This window comes from Flavobacterium rhizosphaerae, assembly GCF_046000445.1.
GTDB classification, from domain to species: domain Bacteria; phylum Bacteroidota; class Bacteroidia; order Flavobacteriales; family Flavobacteriaceae; genus Flavobacterium; species Flavobacterium rhizosphaerae.
This window is the reverse complement of sequence record NZ_JBELPZ010000004.1, coordinates 121,115-138,582: the sequence shown is the minus strand read 5'-3', so window position 1 is coordinate 138,582 and position 17,468 is coordinate 121,115. Positions and strand designations below refer to the sequence as shown.

The window sequence follows — 17,468 nt, the reverse complement described above, 5'->3', positions numbered from 1 at the left end:
TTTATAAATGTTGAAGATCATGAAAACAAAAGTATTAAATATCTTATTCGCCTTTTTTTCTATAGGTGGAATTTTTGCCCAGGATGTAACTACTGTAAGGGCCAACAGTACTGATATAAGTGATAACCTGGATCTGCAGGCGGTAGCTTCAATTTTTGGTGAATCTGCCGATCTTGAAGATTTTGAACGCAGGCTTAATAATCCGGACCTGAGGATATCTAACCTTGACCTTAATGGTGATAACCGTGTTGATTACCTTAGGGTGGTTGAATCTACCGAAAACAACACACACCTTATTATACTACAGGCTGTTTTAGGTATAGATGTTTTTCAGGATGTAGCTACAATTGAAGTAGAGCGTGACCGCCACAATAATGTAACCGTTCAGGTGGTGGGCGATGTCTATATGTATGGGCCAAATTATATATATGAACCTATATACGCAGTTAGGCCTGCTATTTTTAATGTGTTTTGGGTGAGCAGTTACAGGCCATACTATTCTCCATGGTACTGGGGTTATTACCCTACTTATTATACATATTGGAACCCCTACCCTGTATACCGTTACAGGAGCCACATACACTCTTATGTAATAAATACCCGCAACTCATATCACTATGTTACCAACAGGAGAAGCAGCCGTGCTGTAGCAATGCACAATAGCCGCAGGCAAAATGCTTACGAAAGGCAACATCCGGGTACATCATTTACCAGTAGGAATACAAATAGTAGCAACAGGCACGATTTGGTACAGGGAAGAACTAACGAAGTTGCTGCAAGAGGAACTTCATCACGCGATGCAACACAAAGGGCGTCAACCGTATCTACAGGAAGAAATAATCCCAGTGTAAATACCTTAAGGGATAGTAACGCTTCAAGAACTGCTGTTACCTCTGGCGGAAATAACTCTGGAAGAAATAATGCTCAGCAAGCAACTGTAAGAAGCTCTGGCTCTGATTCTAATAGAAACACCCGAGGTATACAACCAGTAAGGCAGTCTGCCGCTACTACTTCTACCAGGGCTTCAGCCTCGAGCCCGGCAAGGAGCAGCAGTGCTTCTCCTGCCAGAAACAATAGTAAGCCCTCCAGAAGTACCACTGTCCCAATACGCAGTAGTAGCCCTGCTACGCAGAGTACTCCGTCCCGCAGTAACAGTCCTGCTGTAAGAAGCAGTGCCCCAACTCGTAGCACCAGTACTCCATCACGCAGTAGTGCTCCTAACTCATCTGGCAGAAGCACTGGCAGGGGTTCTTCAAGAGGATAAAAACATATATCAAGAGGATAAAAACATATATTTAGTTAGTTAGTAAAACCCGTAAAGTACATGGTACTTACGGGTTTTTTAGCTTATACGTTTGTTATTAATAGCCAGCACCCACTCGTGGCGGCCACACACCGTACAAGTGCCCCGTGTAGGCTCCAGTAATTGAACGTTAGCACAAAATGTACAGGCATACGTACCTGTTTTAGGTATATCAATACTCTTTAGGTTAAAAAGCTGCGGCTGAATTGGTAAGCCGTATTTTATATTTTCATCACCATAAAAATATACACTTATTGCGCCATTTGTTTCTATATATGCATTGCGAACCTGCCCCAAATGGTCAACTGATTTAAGCCGCAATTCTGCAAAAAATTCATCTAATGCCAGGGTTTCTTTTTCAAAACTCTGTAAAGAAAACTGTCCATCTTCAATAATACAATGCACTCTACCCTCAATAAAATTCTCAAAGCGCTTGCTTTTGCCCAAAAGCCAGGTTATGGTACGATATAAAAACAACACTACAATAAATACACTTATAGCCGGTATAAGGCCTACATCTTCATAGAACATAGGGTCTCCTGCTGCCGAACCAAGTGATATTATAATTACCACCTCAAATATAGAAAGCTGTTTTACCCCCCGCTTGCCTGTTAGCTTAAGGGTAATGAGTACTATAATAAACATTACGGCTGACCGAAAAGCCACTTCAAATACAAATTCAGCAGGAAGGTCGTTAAACAAAATGCGGTTCCAATCAAAAACCTTTTTCATAGTATAAAGATTTATACTCATAAAATTACAAAGGCTAAGGTGTGCATTAACAAACATTAGGACAACTTTAATATGGCATTAAAACAACCTCCGTTTATTATGGGCTAATTTTACAGTAATCAAATTAATAACATTTAAAACTAATAATCATGGATAAGAGAATAGCAATTTTAGCTACTAATGGATTTGAAGAAAGTGAACTGAAATCACCTAAAGAACATATTGAAGCACAAGGCTGGACAGCTGAAATTATAAGCCCGGAAAGCGGATCTATTAAATCATGGGCCGGCAAAGACTGGGGGCCTGAATATAAAGTTGATAAAACCCTTAGCGAAGCTAATGCATCTGACTATAATGCCCTGGTATTGCCAGGCGGTGTTATAAACCCTGACAAACTAAGGACAAATGAAGATGCCCTTGCTTTTGTAAAAACATTTTTTGACCAGAAAAAGCCTGTAGCAGCCATTTGCCACGGTCCACAAACACTTATTAATGCAGGTGTGGTAGAAGGACGTGAAATGACATCTTACCCTTCTATAAAACAAGATCTGATTAATGCCGGAGCCAAATGGGTAGATAAAGAGGTAGTGGTAGATAATGGTTTTGTAACCAGCCGCACACCGGATGACCTACCTGCTTTCAATAAAAAACTTGTTGAAGAAGTTAAAGAAGGAAAACATCAATTACAGCATAGCTAATATTATTGAGGTTAATACTTAATTCAACTGAGAAGCCTTTGCAATTACGCAAAGGCTTCTTTTTATTATTACTGCGATAAATAACGGTAAATTTTCAGGTTATTTATTAGGCACAAAAGTCAACACCTCATCTGCTTCATCATACAGTACCAATTTATCCTCAGTTATTTTTATGATGTTAGCAGAATTAAGCGCATCAAAAAATTTATTTTCGGCTACTCCTTCACAAAACATTTTGGTTGAAACCAGTTCACTTATGTTTATACCGTTTTCTTCATTAATATTATAACTGCCACCAAACTGGTTACAACCACCATTACCAGTAATTTTTAAATCATTAGTAAAAGTAACTGTAGGAATCTCTTTAGGATATTCTGAGCTGTCTACACCTTCTCCTTTAATTGAGCTAAGCTTCCAGTCTGTAGCGGTTAAAATTTCCATCGATTCACTAGCCGATTTTGAACTGCCGCATCCGGCAAGAAGTAAAAACATGAGTACAAAACCCCATGCAAACAAATTACGTTTCATAAATAATAAATTAAAATTTTGTATAAATGTAGCGAGAATAGGCAGCAGGTGTTTTGTTTTTAAAGAAACTTTAAGGTTATACCAAGCCGTTATACTTACGTATAAACCATTCTGCAGCAAGCGAAGCACATAAAACAATTAGTAATGTTATCCAGTCTATAAGCGGACTTTTTTCTATAACTTCCTTTTGTACTGCTTTGTAAGCTTCGTTATCCGATAAAAATTTTATCAAATCATCTACATTCGCAGGATAAAACACTTTCCCCCCTGTGTTAGCTGCCGTTTGCTGTAACCGTAACAAATCGGGGTTTACAAATTGTTTCTCAATTTCAAAATCAAGTACTTCAAAATTACCACTATATAAGGTATTAGAATTGCTTTCTTTTACGGTAAAGCTGTATTTTCCGGCAGCAAGTCCGTTAAGGTTAACTTTATATTCGTTATTACCTTTTACAAAATCGTATGCTTTGGTAGTATTGTTGCTTTTATTTTTTAACTGTATAGTTAGGCGTGCATTCTGGTCAAATTCATAATTTTTATTAAAGTACTGTGCTGTAATAGAGATAACTTCGCCTGAATTGTAAAAACTTTCATGGTTTACAACAAGCGATTTACGTTTTGAGTCTGATGCCAGATATTGAATAGTTTTATCTATAAAAACATCAAATTTGTCAAATGAATTATTATCAATATGGGTTTGTAAACGCCATTTCCATATGTTTTCACCCAAAAGCATGGCAGAACGGGAGGCCCCTTTTTCTGAAAACACCATTAATGGGCTTCCGGTTTGTATATTGCGTACACGGGCATTAAGCAAAATGTTACCACCCGGCTGTGCCGTTATGGTACCAAAAGGGTTTTGTAAGGGGGGAAAATTACTAAAACCAATATCATCAACAGCAAACACATTAAATTGCGGATTAAAATCAGCCAGGTAGTCTTCACTTTGAGTACTCATTTTAAAATTGAGTACGTTTTGATACTGGTTGAGCAGATTAAAATCAGTATTTAGGCCGGTTATGATAAAAGTATTTAACCCAAGGGCTTTATTTTCTTCAAGCAATGACCTAAATGCCGGACCCGGCTGATATAATATCAGCACATTATAATCCTTCAATGACTTTACCTCTCCGGGTTTTATAATGCTTACATTACGCTGTTTATTAGTTTCTATTGCCCTCTTTAGCGCACCAAGGTCAGGATGGTTTACAGAAGAAATTATAGCCACTTCACTACGCTGGTCAATAACTTCTACCGCAAAGTTTTTTGTATTGTTATAGGTGTTTTTTTCCGGCTCTGCCGATGTAATAACTGCCCGGTAGGTATGTACACCTACGGAATTAGCATTGAGCAATACCGAAACTGTCTGGGCTTTTTTATCTTGTGTAAACTGTATATTTTGTTTAAACACTACCGCATTGCCCTGCATAATATTAAATACGGCATTTATACTCTTGTTGCCGCTGTATTGTAAAAACACCTCTACAGGAAACTTGTTTTTTAAAAATGCATACTTATTTACATTAACCTGGTTAACACGCAAATCTGAGTAAGCAGTGGTATCCCCCAGCACCACAGGATAAACCGAAACATTTTCAGGAAAGCTGTAAATATAATCGTTGCCAATAGTTTGGTTGCCATCACTAAGCAACACAACCGGATAGGCACTATTTCTATATAGCTGTTTCAGGTTTTGTGCGGCTTGGTCTATATGGGTTTGATTGCCGTTAAAATCAGTAGCATTACCGGCATTAAAATCGCCCGAAAAATTATACAGTTGCACATCATATTTATTTCTTAATGCGCTGTTTTCAGCTATTTTTTCGGCCAGTAATTTTGCCAGCGAGTCCTGGCCAAGTTCTTTTACAGAGAGGGAGTTGTCTACCAAAACAGGTAAGGGGGTTTTTACTACCTCATAATCTGTATGGGTTATAACCGGGTTAATAAGCAATATAAATATTGAAAACCAGGTTAAAAAACGTAAAAAAGCCAAAAGCAGGAATACTTTACCCCTGTTTTTGGCTCTAAAAATATATTGATAGAAAGAAAGTGCTAATGCTGCAATTGCAGAAAGTATTACTAATAAAACCGTAAATGCAGTCATTCGCTATGTGTAATCTTCAATGTTAAACAATTTTTAGGTAAGCATACCGCCATCTACATTAAGGGTTTGGCCTGTAATATAAGCAGACATATCTGAGGCAAGAAAAACACAGGCATTAGCTACATCTTCCGGAGTACCGCCACGCTTTAAAGGTATATTTTCCCTCCAGCCTTTTACTACCTCTTCACCAAGTTTTGCCGTCATCTCGGTTTCAATAAATCCCGGTGCTATGGCATTGCATCTAATATTTCTCGAACCAAGTTCAAGCGCTATTGATTTAGTAAAACCAAGCATGCCTGCTTTAGAGGCAGCATAATTGCTTTGTCCGGCATTGCCTTTTACACCTACAACAGAGCTCATATTTATTATAGAACCTTTACGCTGTTTTAGCATGGTACGCTGTACAGCTTTGGTCATATTAAAAACCGATTTAAGGTTTACCTCAATAACGTTATCAAAATCTTCTTCAGATATACGCATTAGCAGGTTATCTTTAGTAATACCGGCATTATTAATCAATACATCTATACTTCCAAATTCAGCCACTACATCATCTGCCAGTTTTTGCGCTTCATTAAAATCAGCAGCATTACTCTGGTAGCCTTTTGCCTTTACACCGTGACCTTTAAGTTCTGCTTCAAGTGCATTGGCTGCTTCAACCGAAGAACTATATGTAAAAGCCACATTGGCTCCTTGTTCTGCAAAAACCAATGCTATCCCACGGCCTATCCCACGGCTTGCACCGGTTATTATCGCCGTTTTACCTTCTAATAATTTCATACCTGTTTGTTTGTTTTTTATGAAAGCAACAAATATAATAAATGTTTATCGTTACAACATTGACTTTAATTCATTAAATGGACACCAATAATTAAAGACCTGAAGTCTGTCAGCCTCATAGGCCATAAATAAAATAATTTGTGTATAGGAAATATGTTTGGAGAATGCATCAAAAAACGTATTTATTTCAAATTGTTTTATCAGGGCTCACAGCACAGAAATAAATTTTCAGAATCTTAAAACTTCATCATTTAGTTACAATTAGCACACATAAAATATCACAAAAGCTAAATAACTATTAAAATTTTATTAAAAAGGTTTATTTTAAAGTAAATAGTAGTAATTTCAAACCAAAATTGAAAAATAACACATAAAAAAAGCAATGAAAAATTTATTTCTACAAAAAAATTTAACTAACAATGCATTAATAAAGTTTATACTGGCATTTTTTGCAGGCCTTGGCCTTGTAAAAATGGTTGGCTTTTTAACCGAAGAAGAATTGGATGGTGAAGAGCTTGAAGTTTATGAGGAAGAAGAATTTCCTTTGTTTGTATAACTTTATCTGCATATTATTATAACTGCATACCTCTATAAGGTACACCATATTTTTTGCCTTTAAAAAACTGAATCCCGAACTAAAACATCGGGATTTTTTTATTTTGTTTCACATCTGTGAATCAAAAAGTTAAATCGGTATTAAAAACTCAAATTTTAAGAGATAGTTAATAGATTTCCGATATTAGTATGGTTAATTTTATTGTATAGAAAATATTTAAATACATAACCATGACAACAGATAGTAAAAAACCGCAAAACACTGTAAGAAATATTGACAGGGGAAATGACCCTTCAGGAACTGACCCAAACAGGCATAGTAAATCGTATGCCGGTAAACCAAAAACCAATAAGAGTAAAATTAATAATTTAAAAACAAAAGCTATGAGTAACAAAAATGCAATTATAGGGATAGCTGCCGGAGTGGCTGCCTTAGCAGTAGTAGGAGTAATTTTAAGGAGAAAAGGATATTTTGATAATTTTTCTGAAAGAGCAGGAGAATTTGGAGAAAATGTAAGAGAGAAATTTAACGATGCTAAAGCAGTAGCAAAACAAAAGTTTAGTGAAGCTATAGAAAAAGGCAGTGAAATTGCCGATAAAGCTAAAGATGCTAAAACTGACGCCAAAATAGCTGCTGAGAAAGAAATTGGTAAAGCCGCTATTGATGTAGCTACAGCATAATTTTTCCCCTTAAAGGAAATTAATAAAAGGCATTCTTAACTAATAAGTGATGCCTTTTATTTTTTATTTTTATAAAAAGCTTTTAGTTATGAGATATTATCTACTTACCATATCATTTATTTTACTTCTTATTTTTGGTTGTGGCAGTAATAGTAACACTGCAACTATGCCGCAGGAAAATGAAATAGCTGGAGTAACAGCTAATGATACTGTACGTATTGCAAATGACTCTCTTGAATATGAAGTTATTATAATAGACCCTGGTTTTAATTCATGGTTATACAGCCGTGCCAGGCAACGGGGGTTTTATGGACAACAATACCTGGAAAATAAAAACTGGCGTTGGGTTAACGAATGGAATATACGTTCACGAAATCCACAACGTTTTGGCAACATGTACCAGATGGAAATTGATTACAGGAGAAATATAAATTATGGTTATGAAGTAAATTACCTGCTTTATAATTACCTTGTTTATTTTCAAAATACCAACAACCAAAATCTTGGTGGTATTGTACCACAATACTAAAAGAGATATATTTGCGGTGATTGCAACCGGATGAAAAAATTTAAACAGCGTTGGGGTATAAAATACAACTATCAATTGGTGGTTATATTTATTGTATTTGCTGTTACGGGATCAACATCTGCCTATGTATCCAAACCAATATTGTCTTTTTTACACCTGAGTAAAGATGAAATATCCCCCTGGTTATATTACCCATTGTACATTATTCTGATTTTTCCGGTGTACCAGGTACTATTGTTATTTTTCGGGTTTATTTCAGGCCAGATAAAATTTTTCTGGGCTTTTGAAAAGAAAATGCTGCGGGGTTTAGGCTTTGGCTTTCTTTTTAAAGAAAATTTACAAAAAAAATAAACCCCTGCATGTTGCAAGGGCTTATAGATACTCTTATTCTTTTAGCTTACTCTTATAATTCTTTTTAAGCTTTTCCATTTTTGGGGCTATAACCATACGGCAGTAATGCTGCTCAGAATTTTCGGCATAATAATCCTGATGGTAATCTTCTGCAGGGTAAAATACAGTTGCCTCACTAATTTTAGTTACTATCTTATTATCAAAAATATTTTGGTCAATAAGTAGCTTTATAAAGTTCTCTGCCTTATTTTTTTGTTCTTTAGTAGTATAAAAAATTTCACTGCGGTATTGTGTACCCACATCGGCACCCTGGCGGTTAAGTGTTGTAGGATCATGTGTAGCGAAAAATATTTCAAGTAAATCCTCATAAGCAACCTCATCAGGATTAAAAGTAATCTGTATGGCTTCGGCATGGCCGGTATTACCGGTACAAACTTGTTTATAAGTAGGATTTTTGGTAGTACCGCCTATATAGCCGGATACCACTTTTTCAACTCCTTTTAACTCGGTAAAAAATGCTTCGGTACACCAAAAGCAACCGCCGGCAAAAATTGCAGTTTCTGTTGTTTTATTATCCATACTGTCTTTCTTTTTTTGGTTTGTTTGTGCCGCATTATCATTATCACCATAATAAACAGGCTCGGCCTGCTTAGAGTTGCATGACATAGAAAATGCAGCTATAAAAATTGCTATAAGCTTGTTCATAAAAATTAATGCTTTAAAATTAAAATATAGTGCTCAGCTTCTATAAGAAAGTTAACCAATCTTACCAATACATACGAAATATTGTGCCAAAAGGATGCTTTTAAAACAAAATGTTTGTTACTTTGTTTCTCTATAAAAATAAAGCATGATACAGGCGGTAAACATTCATAAATATTACAATGACCTACATGTACTCAAAGGTGTAAACCTGCAAATACAAAAAGGCGAAATAGTATCTATAGTTGGTGCATCAGGTGCCGGAAAAACAACATTACTGCAAATTTTAGGCACGTTAGATAAGCCTGCCAACCAGGAAGGCACATCTCTTATTATCGATAGTGAAGATGTTATTAGCATTAAAGATAGAGCATTGTCTCACTTCCGGAACCAGCGACTTGGCTTCATTTTCCAATTTCACCAACTATTGCCAGAATTTACTGCTTTAGAAAATGTATGTATACCTGCATTTATAGCCAATAAACCAAAAAACGAGGCAGAAAAAGAAGCCAAAAGGCTGCTTGAATATCTTGGGCTTGGACACCGCATTGGCCACAAACCGGGAGAACTATCGGGTGGTGAACAGCAGCGTGTGGCCGTAGCCAGGGCATTAATTAATAATCCCGCTGTTATTTATGCCGATGAACCTTCGGGAAATTTGGATACTGCCTCAGCCGAAAACTTACATAAACTGTTTTTCAAGCTACGTGATGAATTAGGTCAAACTTTTGTAATTGTCACCCACAATGAAGAGCTTGCTGATATGGCCGACCGTAAACTGGTAATGAGCGATGGTAATATCATAAGTTAGCCTATGCTGTTAATATTTGTAAGCTGGATTTACATTACTTTTTTATGCATTAATTTCGGCATAGTTTTAAATAGCTTTTTACATATAGAAACTAAAAACTTTAGCATAGCTGCTGTTTCCGGATTATTTTTAACTACATGCTTAGCATCCGTATGGGCAATTTTTGACAGGGTAAATATTGAATTTCAATTAGTAATTTTTGCACTTAGTATCTTGTGTTTCTTCTATAGGAAAAATGATATTTCACCGGTTTATAATAACTTCTTTGTAAAGATAAAAAGCTTCTCGCTTTTCTTTAAGTTTTATTTATCTGCTAATATCATTATGATTATTGCACAATGTGCTACAGCACCTTATATAATAGATAACGAATCATACTATATACAAACAATAAAATGGCTAAATGAGTATGGTTTTGTAAAGGGGCTTGCGAATCTGCACATCTTTTTTTCACAAACCAGCGGATGGCATATTGCCCAGAGCGCTTTTAATTTTTCTTTTCTGTACTCTGGTTTTAATGATCTTAGCGGATATTGTTTATTGTTGGGCAATATTTTTTGTATTATAAAACTAAATGAATATTTCAATAATAAAAATTTTGAAGCGTTAGTAATTGGCCTTTTACCGCTGGCAAATGTTTTATTATTTCAATTTATTAGTGCCCCCTCACCAGACTTGCCTGTATATATTTTTACGTTTATAGCAGTATATTATTTTTTAGACAAAGAAAATTCTGCCGAAAATTTTAAAATTGTAACGCTGCTGTCTGTTTTTATAGTGTATATCAAAATCACAGCAATTGCCATTATTTTGTTGCCTGTAGCAATGTTGGTTTTACATTTTAAGTATATAAGGTCTTCCCTGGTAAAAATAGCTATACCCTGCCTTATGGTTACTACTTTGTTTCTATATAAAAACTATTTACTAAGTGGCTATGTATTATTTCCCAATGCAGATTTTAGCATATTAAAACCTGATTGGAAACTGCCTCTAAACATTGCCAGGCATTATGGGTTCAGTCTGTTTTCTGGCAACCAAAGCCTTGCGCATGGCCAGTCTTTTACAAACTGGCTGTTTATGCCAAAACTTGATGGTATTTTTAATAAACTTGCCATGATTATTATTATAATCAGTCCGTTAGTAATCTATAAGTTTAAAAATAAGAATAAATGGTGGATTCTATATAGCATCATGGTATTGCAACTTATTTTATTACTTCAAATCTCACCACAATATCGCTTTTATCTTAATTTTTTATTATTGTTTTTGTTCTTAGCGGTTTCGGTAATTTTACAAAACAAAAAAGTTATGCTGCTCTCTTTCACTATAAGTGCATTAGCCACAGCTTTTGTATTATTAATTCCGCTGAAACTTAACAAAGTTTCAGATAATAAATACACTTCTGCTACAAGTAATTTTAATATAAAAAACAGTATATTTCCACACAAGAATTCTAAATACAATTTACGATATAGTAAGGTGTCTGAAGGCAATTTAGAATATAATAGTCCCGAGGATATAGATTTTTTTTGGGGATGCGGCGATGGGCCTTTACCATGCGTAAACAAAAAACAGATAATTTATTTTAACCACAAATATAACATTATACCACAACTGCGTGGCAATACATTAAAAGAGGGATTTTATGCAAAAGATACAGGGCAATAAAATGCCCCTGAGTGAATTAAAGGATTTTTTAGATGATAAAGTTATACAGTATAATAATAGCAGTTTTATTGAAACTGACCCGGTACAGATTCCCCATTTATTTACAATAAAAGAAGATGCTGAAATAGTTGGTTTTCTGGCTGCTACAATTGCCTGGGGTAACAGGAAAATGATTATAAATAATGCAAAAAAAATGGTGGCGCTTATGGGCGATAGCCCGTACGATTTTGTGATGAACCACCGCGAACACCATTTAGAACCGCTTGAAAGTTTTGTACACCGAACGTTTAACGGTATTGACTTTATCACATTCATAAAATCATTGCAGCACATTTATCAAAACCACGGCGGACTTGAAACTGTTTTTGCAAAACATCAGGAACATAACAGCCTGCAACCGGCTATATCTCAATTTAAAAAAGTATTTTTTGAAGCCGCCCACTTGCCCCGCACTAAAAAACATGTTAGCGACCCACTAAGCGGCAGTGCTGCCAAACGCATAAACATGTACCTCCGTTGGATGGTGAGAAATGATAATTCGGGGGTAGATTTAGGTTTATGGAAAAGCATTTCTCCTGCAGCCCTCTCCTGCCCTCTTGATGTACACAGTGGCAATGTGGCACGGAAACTGGGCATACTTACCCGTAAACAAAACGATGCCAAAGCTCTTGCAGAACTTGATGCGCAACTACGGCTTATGGATGCTGCCGACCCGGTTAAATATGATTTTGCATTATTTGGATTGGGGGTTTTTGAAGGTTTTTAGTCTATTTTCTTATCCTTCATTTTTCTCTTTCAATAAAGCACCAGTACTATACAGGGCCCAGGCAATAAGCACGGGTTGGAAGAACAGGCGTATAAAACGTTTTTGGTCGGTGTCAAGACCAAAAGCATCGCGGCGGTCAAGATACTGCGCAATATTGCCGGGAAAAACCGCCAGAAAAAAGGCAGCTGCTACCCACCCTACTGTTTTACGGTTCTCTTTTAATAGTATAAGGCTCAGCCCAAGCAGTATCTCTGCCACGCCAGATTGTAGTACTACACTATCTTTATCCATCGGTACCCAATCTGGTACTTGTGCTTTAAATTCTTTACGGGCAAAAGTTAGGTGGCTGGTACCGGCAAACACCAGCATGGCGCCCAGTGCTATACGTAATAAATTTCTTTTTTTAGAATATTTAGATGATGTTTTCATATGTATAGTATTTAATAACCTAAAGTTACTCATTAGCAAAAGAGCCTGAAAAGTATTTATATAAACTTTAAGGATCATAAGGCTTATAGCCATTATTATATTTTTGTTTAAATTGCGTGAATTTAAAATTAAGCGCAATACATGGATACCACCCCTACACACAAAGAGCACAAACACAAAATAAGCCTTTTTCAGGCACTTATACCGGTGATACTGCTTGTAGCGCTTTTGGCTTATAATGTGCATGTGTATGGCGATATGGCTTTGGAAGGTTCTAACCAGTTTGTATTGCTTTTAGGTGCTGCAATAGCTGCCATTGTGGGATTTGCCAATAAGGTATCTTACCACGCCATGATAGAAAAGATCTCTAAAAATATAAAGTCTACATCGGGCGCTATACTAATATTGTTTATGGTGGGGGCACTTGCAGGTACCTGGCTACTCAGCGGCATTGTCCCGGCTATGATTTACTACGGATTACAGATACTTAACCCTACTGTTTTCCTGCCGGCCTGTGTGCTTATTTGCTCTGTAATTTCTCTGGCTACCGGCAGCTCCTGGACAACTTCTGCCACAGTGGGTATAGCCCTTATAGGTATTGGTAATACTATGGGTATAAATAGTGGTATGGTTGCAGGCGCTGTAATTTCCGGCGCCTATTTTGGAGATAAAATGTCTCCCCTTTCAGATACTACCAACCTTGCCCCTGCAATGGCAGGTACCGATTTGTTTACGCACATTCGTTATATGATGTTTACTACGGTACCTACATACATCATTACCTTGATATTATTTATAATATTGGGGCTTACTCAAACGGCCTCCGGTGAAGCTGATACCGCAGGAACACTGGCTGATATTACCCATAGTTTTAATATAAACGGATGGTTGTTTATTGTACCGCTAACAGTTATTATCCTTATAGTAAAGAAGACTGAGCCTCTTATTGCTTTATTGATAGGTACCCTTTTGGGTGGCGTATTTGCGCTAATATTTCAGCCACATTTAGTAGCTATGGTAGCCGGAACAGAATCACTTGATTTTATTTCTGCTTATAAAGGTATTATGAATGCAATAACAGTAGATATAAATATACCAACTGAAAATAAAATACTAAAAGATTTGTTTACTGCCGGTGGTATGGCTGGAATGCTAAAAACTATTTGGCTTATTATTTTTGCCATGACCTTTGGCGGTGTTATGGAAGCCATAGGTGCACTTGGGGTAATAAGTAATGCCCTGCTTAAAATGGCTAAGGGTGTCTTCGGGTTATTTGCCAGCACCGTAGGTAGTTGTGTGGTTTTAAACGTTACAGCATCAGATCAGTACCTTGCCCTTGTTGTGCCCGGAAAAATGTTTGCCGAGGCCTATAAAGACCGTGGGCTTGCCCCGGAAAACCTGAGCCGTACTTTAGAAGATTCCGGTACGGTAACATCGGCACTTGTCCCTTGGAATACCTGTGGAGCCTATCAATCTGGTGTATTAGGTGTATCAACACTTTCTTATTTACCCTATGCATTTTTTAATATCCTGAGTCCTATTATGACATTGATTTTTGCTGCATTTCATATAAAAATTAAAAAATTAGTACGAAATACTACTAATACATTTTGATAAATAAATATTATTTTATAATTTATATTTAATAGTTTTTATCTATCATGAAATAAATAAATATGATGAATGTCATGCCAATATAATATCTAATGAAAGTATCTTTGCAAAAGAGATAATTATTAATCATTAAATATATTTAACACTATGGCATTAGTAGGAAAAAAATTCCCCAACATTGCAGTAGACGCTATCGATGAAATGGGTGACTACCTATCAATCAACATTTTTGAAAAAGCAACTTCCGAAAAGAAAAAAGTACTCCTTTTCTGGTATCCTAAAGATTTTACATTTGTATGTCCTACAGAACTTCATGCCTTTCAGGCTGCCCTAAGCGAGTTTGAAAAAAGGAATACTGTGGTACTAGGCGCTTCTTGTGATACTAACGAAGTACACTTTGCCTGGCTAAACACACCAAAAGATAACGGCGGTATAGAAGGTGTTACATACCCTATACTTGCTGATACTAACCGTAACCTTGCCAACATTCTTGGTATTCTTGACATTGAATCTTCTGAATATAACGAAGAAACCGAAACAGTAGTGGTTACAGGTTCTAACGTTACATACCGTGCTACTTATCTTGTAGATGAAGATGGTAAAATTTTCCATGAAAGTGTAAATGATATGCCTCTTGGCCGTAATGTTGCCGAGTACTTAAGGCTTATTGATGCGTATACACACGTACAGGAAAAAGGTGAAGTGTGCCCTGCCAACTGGGAAGAAGGTAAAGAGGCTATGACAGCTGACCGTAAAGGTGTTGCCAGCTACCTTAGTGCAAACTAATTTTATTAATCTAAAAAATAAACTGCATGTTACAGGAACTTGAAAAAGACAACCTTGCAGAAATAGTTGCTGCAGAGCCAATTGTGGTAGTGCAATACTCTGCCGGATGGTGTGGCAACTGCAGGATTATGAAGCCTAAATTTAAAAAAATGGCTTCTGAAAAAGAAAATGTAACTTTTGTAATTGCTGATGCCGAGAATTTTCCGGAATCACGCAAGCTTGCAAAAGTAGACAACCTGCCCACTTTTGCAGCCTTTAAAGGCGGTAAGCTGGTTAACCAGGTACAAACAAACAAAGTTGATGTTTTAACCGATCTTATCAATGAAGTTACCAGTAATTAAACACCTAACAGAGTTTATAGAACAAAACGACCAGGATTATATAATAGAAACCCTGGAAGTGCTTGAAGCCCTTACCGAAGTGCCTTCTCTTAAAGATGAGGAGCTTGATGTGGTTGGAGAACTTATCTCTAACATGTATGGTGCACTGGAGGTTAACAAAATGATAAAAGACGGCATGAGTAAAAAAGAAGCGCTTAATAGTTTTATGATGCGCGTACTTGGTGCCATTGATAAAGGCTGATTTTAGAAAATTGGTTTTAAAGTGGAACGCCCCCTGAAACGGGGGCGTTTTTTTTAACACTTTATATTTTGATTTTGATTATAACTTAATTAAGTTTGAAATGAACCAATTAATTAAAAACCATGAAAACCAATTTAAAAATTGCTGCATTATTTGCGGCCTTTCTGTTTATTTTATCTTGTGAACGTGATGACTCAGTATCGGAAAGTGAAAATTCCCAACATGATTTTGGACTCCGTGAGTCATACATTTCCGAGCAGGATTTAGAAAATATCCCTGAAGCAAAAAAAATTATTAAAAAAATTCAAGAAAGTCGGAATACTTCTAATTCCAGCGCAGAAAAAACCATTTATAGTGATGATTACGATTTTTATGTTAGTACCGATACTATTTTAAGGATAGATAACGGCCAATACCATTCATTAACTTTTCCTGTTTTCAGGATTCCCGAAACAGGTTATTTGGAAAATTTAGTGTTGAGCAGCCAAGGCGATGGTTCTTATAGCGTTTCTCTCTACAAATATAATTTAACTTCCCAGGAAAAAGATTATATAAAAATTGGTAAACCCACACTTCTAACCAACCCGGTTGTTAGAAATCAATTAAATTTATTTGACCCTAACGATATATTAAGTAGGCAAATACAAATATGGTACACTGAAACAATTGTTATACCTTGTAGCCAACATGTGCATGGAGCACATAACTTTGGAGAGTGGGGCGTATGTGAAGCGAATATAAAGCCGGTAGTTGTGACAGTAACCCGCTCAGTAATTATTGAGGATGGCGATTCAGGCTGGATTACTGGTGGAGATTACAGTGGTGGAGGTACCGGAGGTGGAACTGGTGGAGGAACTGGTGGAGGAGGTACATATAATCCTAATGTACCATCGCTGCCTCCTGGAGACATAGCTCTGGTGAAGGGTAATATAACTCGCCCAGTTATTGCCCCGCCATCAAATGAACAATCATTTTGGAATGAACTTGATACAGCACAACAGGATGCCATGCAGGATTCTGGAGTACGTACTCCTGCGCTAGATGCCTTAAATGAAAATGATTATTCTACTACAATAAAAAATGTGGTTAAGATAATATTAAGCGGATACCATGATTATGAAATTGATTTTACATTGGCTGTTTCTTTGCTTGAATTTGCGGAAAATAATCCTGAAGCCGCTCAGGATATTGTTGAATATTTTAGTTCAACTGATTATAACTCTGAATCATTTATTGATATTTCAACTTTAATAGGACAAACACCTATTGTGACGTATACCCCATCTGATTATCCCGGCAAGGGAGAAGGAAAACCTTTTGAATGGTGGAAAGATGAGGATTATATAAACAACAATATGTCCATACCTTCGGATAATCCGGCAATATTTGAAGGACCAAATGCTCTGGAATTATTTCTTTTTTGGAGATTTCCACTACCAGCCGCTTTGCATGTTGAAAACTCAATCGAAGCCCTTAATAAGGCTAGTGAACTCGCTAATGATAATATTTACACACATGTACATAATGGCAAAGCAGATGCTTTTAGGCATACTTATTGGAATGCTTTAGATGCTGCAGAAATAGGAGTATTTATGACTAAAGTTTTTACTGATGCACATGAAGTGAATTCTGGCAATCATGAGCTTGAAACAGCTATGGATTTACATAATAATGGAGTTGGAAGAGTAATTGGTGAGAATTACAATTTTAATACCGATGATAGCGTAATTGAAGAAACAGTTCATACTTTTATGGATGTAGGTTATTGCAAATATTTAAGTCCATTAGATAATAATGAAGGTGACAACATATTATCAAATACTCAAATTCTATTTACTAATCAATAATT

At 36.4% G+C, this 17,468-nt stretch carries 20 protein-coding genes; 14 read left to right on the top strand and 6 right to left on the bottom strand.

Features of this window, described 5'->3' with window-relative positions; translation table 11 throughout:
• Positions 1 to 19 precede the first annotated feature (19 nt).
• Complete coding sequence (locus tag ABS766_RS06195; RefSeq protein ID WP_408084253.1) at positions 20 to 1,264, top strand: hypothetical protein; 1,245 nt, start codon at positions 20 to 22, stop codon at positions 1,262 to 1,264.
• 78 nt (positions 1,265 to 1,342) lie between these two features.
• Here the strand turns inward: ABS766_RS06195 and ABS766_RS06190 are convergent, their stop codons facing one another.
• Positions 1,343 to 2,035, bottom strand: a complete 693-nt coding sequence (locus ABS766_RS06190; protein ID WP_408084252.1) for a DUF421 domain-containing protein — start codon at positions 2,033 to 2,035, stop codon at positions 1,343 to 1,345.
• 149 nt (positions 2,036 to 2,184) lie between these two features.
• Here ABS766_RS06190 and ABS766_RS06185 point away from each other — a divergent pair, with 149 nt between their 5' ends.
• Positions 2,185 to 2,733 (top strand): type 1 glutamine amidotransferase domain-containing protein, encoded by a 549-nt coding sequence (locus tag ABS766_RS06185; protein ID WP_408084251.1) that lies wholly within the window; start codon positions 2,185 to 2,187, stop codon positions 2,731 to 2,733.
• Between the two features lie 99 nt (positions 2,734 to 2,832).
• On the opposite strand, the gene ABS766_RS06180 is transcribed toward ABS766_RS06185, so the two are convergent.
• The 3 genes from ABS766_RS06180 to fabG form a co-directional block, all read right to left on the bottom strand.
• Positions 2,833 to 3,261: an META domain-containing protein gene (locus tag ABS766_RS06180; protein WP_408084250.1), complete on the bottom strand. Its 429-nt coding sequence runs from the start codon at positions 3,259 to 3,261 to the stop codon at positions 2,833 to 2,835.
• A gap of 76 nt (positions 3,262 to 3,337) precedes the next feature.
• Entirely contained in the window at positions 3,338 to 5,365 is a 2,028-nt protein-coding gene (locus ABS766_RS06175; RefSeq protein WP_408084249.1) for a hypothetical protein, read from the bottom strand.
• A 33-nt stretch (positions 5,366 to 5,398) separates the two neighbouring features.
• A complete protein-coding gene (fabG, locus tag ABS766_RS06170) occupies positions 5,399 to 6,145 on the bottom strand; it encodes a 3-oxoacyl-[acyl-carrier-protein] reductase (RefSeq protein ID WP_408084248.1) in 747 nt (248 codons plus the stop codon).
• Between the two features lie 382 nt (positions 6,146 to 6,527).
• On the opposite strand from fabG, the gene ABS766_RS06165 reads away from it, so the two are divergent.
• From ABS766_RS06165 to ABS766_RS06150, 4 genes are all read left to right on the top strand, one after another.
• Positions 6,528 to 6,701, top strand: coding sequence for a hypothetical protein (locus ABS766_RS06165; RefSeq protein ID WP_408084247.1), 174 nt, complete (start codon positions 6,528 to 6,530; stop codon positions 6,699 to 6,701).
• Between the two features lie 230 nt (positions 6,702 to 6,931).
• Positions 6,932 to 7,381: a hypothetical protein gene (locus tag ABS766_RS06160; protein WP_408084246.1), complete on the top strand. Its 450-nt coding sequence runs from the start codon at positions 6,932 to 6,934 to the stop codon at positions 7,379 to 7,381.
• 88 nt (positions 7,382 to 7,469) lie between these two features.
• Positions 7,470 to 7,910: a DUF6146 family protein gene (locus ABS766_RS06155; RefSeq protein ID WP_408084245.1), complete on the top strand. Its 441-nt coding sequence runs from the start codon at positions 7,470 to 7,472 to the stop codon at positions 7,908 to 7,910.
• Positions 7,911 to 7,940: 30 nt separating this feature from the next.
• Complete coding sequence (locus ABS766_RS06150; RefSeq protein WP_408084244.1) at positions 7,941 to 8,261, top strand: DUF6787 family protein; 321 nt, start codon at positions 7,941 to 7,943, stop codon at positions 8,259 to 8,261.
• Positions 8,262 to 8,294: 33 nt separating this feature from the next.
• Here the strand turns inward: ABS766_RS06150 and msrA are convergent, their stop codons facing one another.
• A complete protein-coding gene (gene msrA, locus ABS766_RS06145) occupies positions 8,295 to 8,840 on the bottom strand; it encodes a peptide-methionine (S)-S-oxide reductase MsrA (protein ID WP_408084329.1) in 546 nt (181 codons plus the stop codon).
• A gap of 271 nt (positions 8,841 to 9,111) precedes the next feature.
• On the opposite strand from msrA, the gene ABS766_RS06140 reads away from it, so the two are divergent.
• Genes ABS766_RS06140 through ABS766_RS06130 form a run of 3 tightly spaced genes read left to right on the top strand, consistent with a single transcriptional unit; the run spans position 9,112 to position 12,208 of the window.
• Entirely contained in the window at positions 9,112 to 9,774 is a 663-nt protein-coding gene (locus ABS766_RS06140; protein ID WP_408084243.1) for an ABC transporter ATP-binding protein, read from the top strand.
• A gap of 3 nt (positions 9,775 to 9,777) precedes the next feature.
• The gene (locus ABS766_RS06135) at positions 9,778 to 11,442 is read left to right on the top strand and encodes an LIC_10190 family membrane protein (RefSeq protein WP_408084242.1); all 1,665 of its coding nucleotides are present in this window, start codon (positions 9,778 to 9,780) and stop codon (positions 11,440 to 11,442) included.
• A gap of 1 nt (position 11,443) precedes the next feature.
• Complete coding sequence (locus ABS766_RS06130) at positions 11,444 to 12,208, top strand: TIGR02757 family protein (protein ID WP_408084328.1); 765 nt, start codon at positions 11,444 to 11,446, stop codon at positions 12,206 to 12,208.
• Between the two features lie 9 nt (positions 12,209 to 12,217).
• On the opposite strand, the gene ABS766_RS06125 is transcribed toward ABS766_RS06130, so the two are convergent.
• The gene (locus tag ABS766_RS06125; protein WP_408084241.1) at positions 12,218 to 12,637 is read right to left on the bottom strand and encodes a DoxX family protein; all 420 of its coding nucleotides are present in this window, start codon (positions 12,635 to 12,637) and stop codon (positions 12,218 to 12,220) included.
• A 141-nt stretch (positions 12,638 to 12,778) separates the two neighbouring features.
• Here ABS766_RS06125 and nhaC point away from each other — a divergent pair, with 141 nt between their 5' ends.
• The 5 genes from nhaC to ABS766_RS06100 all read left to right on the top strand — a co-directional run bounded on the left by nhaC (position 12,779) and on the right by ABS766_RS06100 (position 17,466).
• A complete protein-coding gene (gene nhaC, locus ABS766_RS06120; RefSeq protein WP_408084240.1) occupies positions 12,779 to 14,251 on the top strand; it encodes a Na+/H+ antiporter NhaC in 1,473 nt (490 codons plus the stop codon).
• A 147-nt stretch (positions 14,252 to 14,398) separates the two neighbouring features.
• Complete coding sequence (locus ABS766_RS06115; protein ID WP_408084239.1) at positions 14,399 to 15,037, top strand: peroxiredoxin; 639 nt, start codon at positions 14,399 to 14,401, stop codon at positions 15,035 to 15,037.
• A gap of 26 nt (positions 15,038 to 15,063) precedes the next feature.
• Positions 15,064 to 15,378 carry a thioredoxin family protein gene (locus ABS766_RS06110; protein WP_408084238.1) on the top strand — a complete coding sequence of 105 codons (315 nt, stop codon included), beginning with the start codon at positions 15,064 to 15,066 and terminating at the stop codon, positions 15,376 to 15,378.
• Complete coding sequence (locus ABS766_RS06105; RefSeq protein ID WP_408084237.1) at positions 15,359 to 15,619, top strand: DUF6952 family protein; 261 nt, start codon at positions 15,359 to 15,361, stop codon at positions 15,617 to 15,619. Before ABS766_RS06110 ends, ABS766_RS06105 begins: the two co-directional genes overlap by 20 nt.
• 122 nt (positions 15,620 to 15,741) lie before the next feature.
• Complete coding sequence (locus ABS766_RS06100; protein ID WP_408084236.1) at positions 15,742 to 17,466, top strand: DUF6973 domain-containing protein; 1,725 nt, start codon at positions 15,742 to 15,744, stop codon at positions 17,464 to 17,466.
• Positions 17,467 to 17,468: the final 2 nt, after the last annotated feature.

Coding starts and splice junctions, on each gene's coding strand:
- ABS766_RS06190 (WP_408084252.1), bottom strand. CDS start 2,035: ATGAAAAAGGTTTTTGATTGGAACCGCATTTTGTTTAACGACCTTCCT.
- ABS766_RS06160 (WP_408084246.1), top strand. CDS start 6,932: ATGACAACAGATAGTAAAAAACCGCAAAACACTGTAAGAAATATTGAC.
- ABS766_RS06165 (WP_408084247.1), top strand. CDS start 6,528: ATGAAAAATTTATTTCTACAAAAAAATTTAACTAACAATGCATTAATA.
- ABS766_RS06110 (WP_408084238.1), top strand. CDS start 15,064: ATGTTACAGGAACTTGAAAAAGACAACCTTGCAGAAATAGTTGCTGCA.
- ABS766_RS06180 (WP_408084250.1), bottom strand. CDS start 3,261: ATGAAACGTAATTTGTTTGCATGGGGTTTTGTACTCATGTTTTTACTT.
- ABS766_RS06135 (WP_408084242.1), top strand. CDS start 9,778: ATGCTGTTAATATTTGTAAGCTGGATTTACATTACTTTTTTATGCATT.
- ABS766_RS06125 (WP_408084241.1), bottom strand. CDS start 12,637: ATGAAAACATCATCTAAATATTCTAAAAAAAGAAATTTATTACGTATA.
- ABS766_RS06100 (WP_408084236.1), top strand. CDS start 15,742: ATGAAAACCAATTTAAAAATTGCTGCATTATTTGCGGCCTTTCTGTTT.
- ABS766_RS06175 (WP_408084249.1), bottom strand. CDS start 5,365: ATGACTGCATTTACGGTTTTATTAGTAATACTTTCTGCAATTGCAGCA.
- ABS766_RS06195 (WP_408084253.1), top strand. CDS start 20: ATGAAAACAAAAGTATTAAATATCTTATTCGCCTTTTTTTCTATAGGT.
- ABS766_RS06155 (WP_408084245.1), top strand. CDS start 7,470: ATGAGATATTATCTACTTACCATATCATTTATTTTACTTCTTATTTTT.
- ABS766_RS06130 (WP_408084328.1), top strand. CDS start 11,444: ATGCCCCTGAGTGAATTAAAGGATTTTTTAGATGATAAAGTTATACAG.
- nhaC (WP_408084240.1), top strand. CDS start 12,779: ATGGATACCACCCCTACACACAAAGAGCACAAACACAAAATAAGCCTT.
- ABS766_RS06140 (WP_408084243.1), top strand. CDS start 9,112: ATGATACAGGCGGTAAACATTCATAAATATTACAATGACCTACATGTA.
- ABS766_RS06150 (WP_408084244.1), top strand. CDS start 7,941: ATGAAAAAATTTAAACAGCGTTGGGGTATAAAATACAACTATCAATTG.
- fabG (WP_408084248.1), bottom strand. CDS start 6,145: ATGAAATTATTAGAAGGTAAAACGGCGATAATAACCGGTGCAAGCCGT.
- ABS766_RS06115 (WP_408084239.1), top strand. CDS start 14,399: ATGGCATTAGTAGGAAAAAAATTCCCCAACATTGCAGTAGACGCTATC.
- ABS766_RS06105 (WP_408084237.1), top strand. CDS start 15,359: ATGAAGTTACCAGTAATTAAACACCTAACAGAGTTTATAGAACAAAAC.
- msrA (WP_408084329.1), bottom strand. CDS start 8,840: ATGGATAATAAAACAACAGAAACTGCAATTTTTGCCGGCGGTTGCTTT.
- ABS766_RS06185 (WP_408084251.1), top strand. CDS start 2,185: ATGGATAAGAGAATAGCAATTTTAGCTACTAATGGATTTGAAGAAAGT.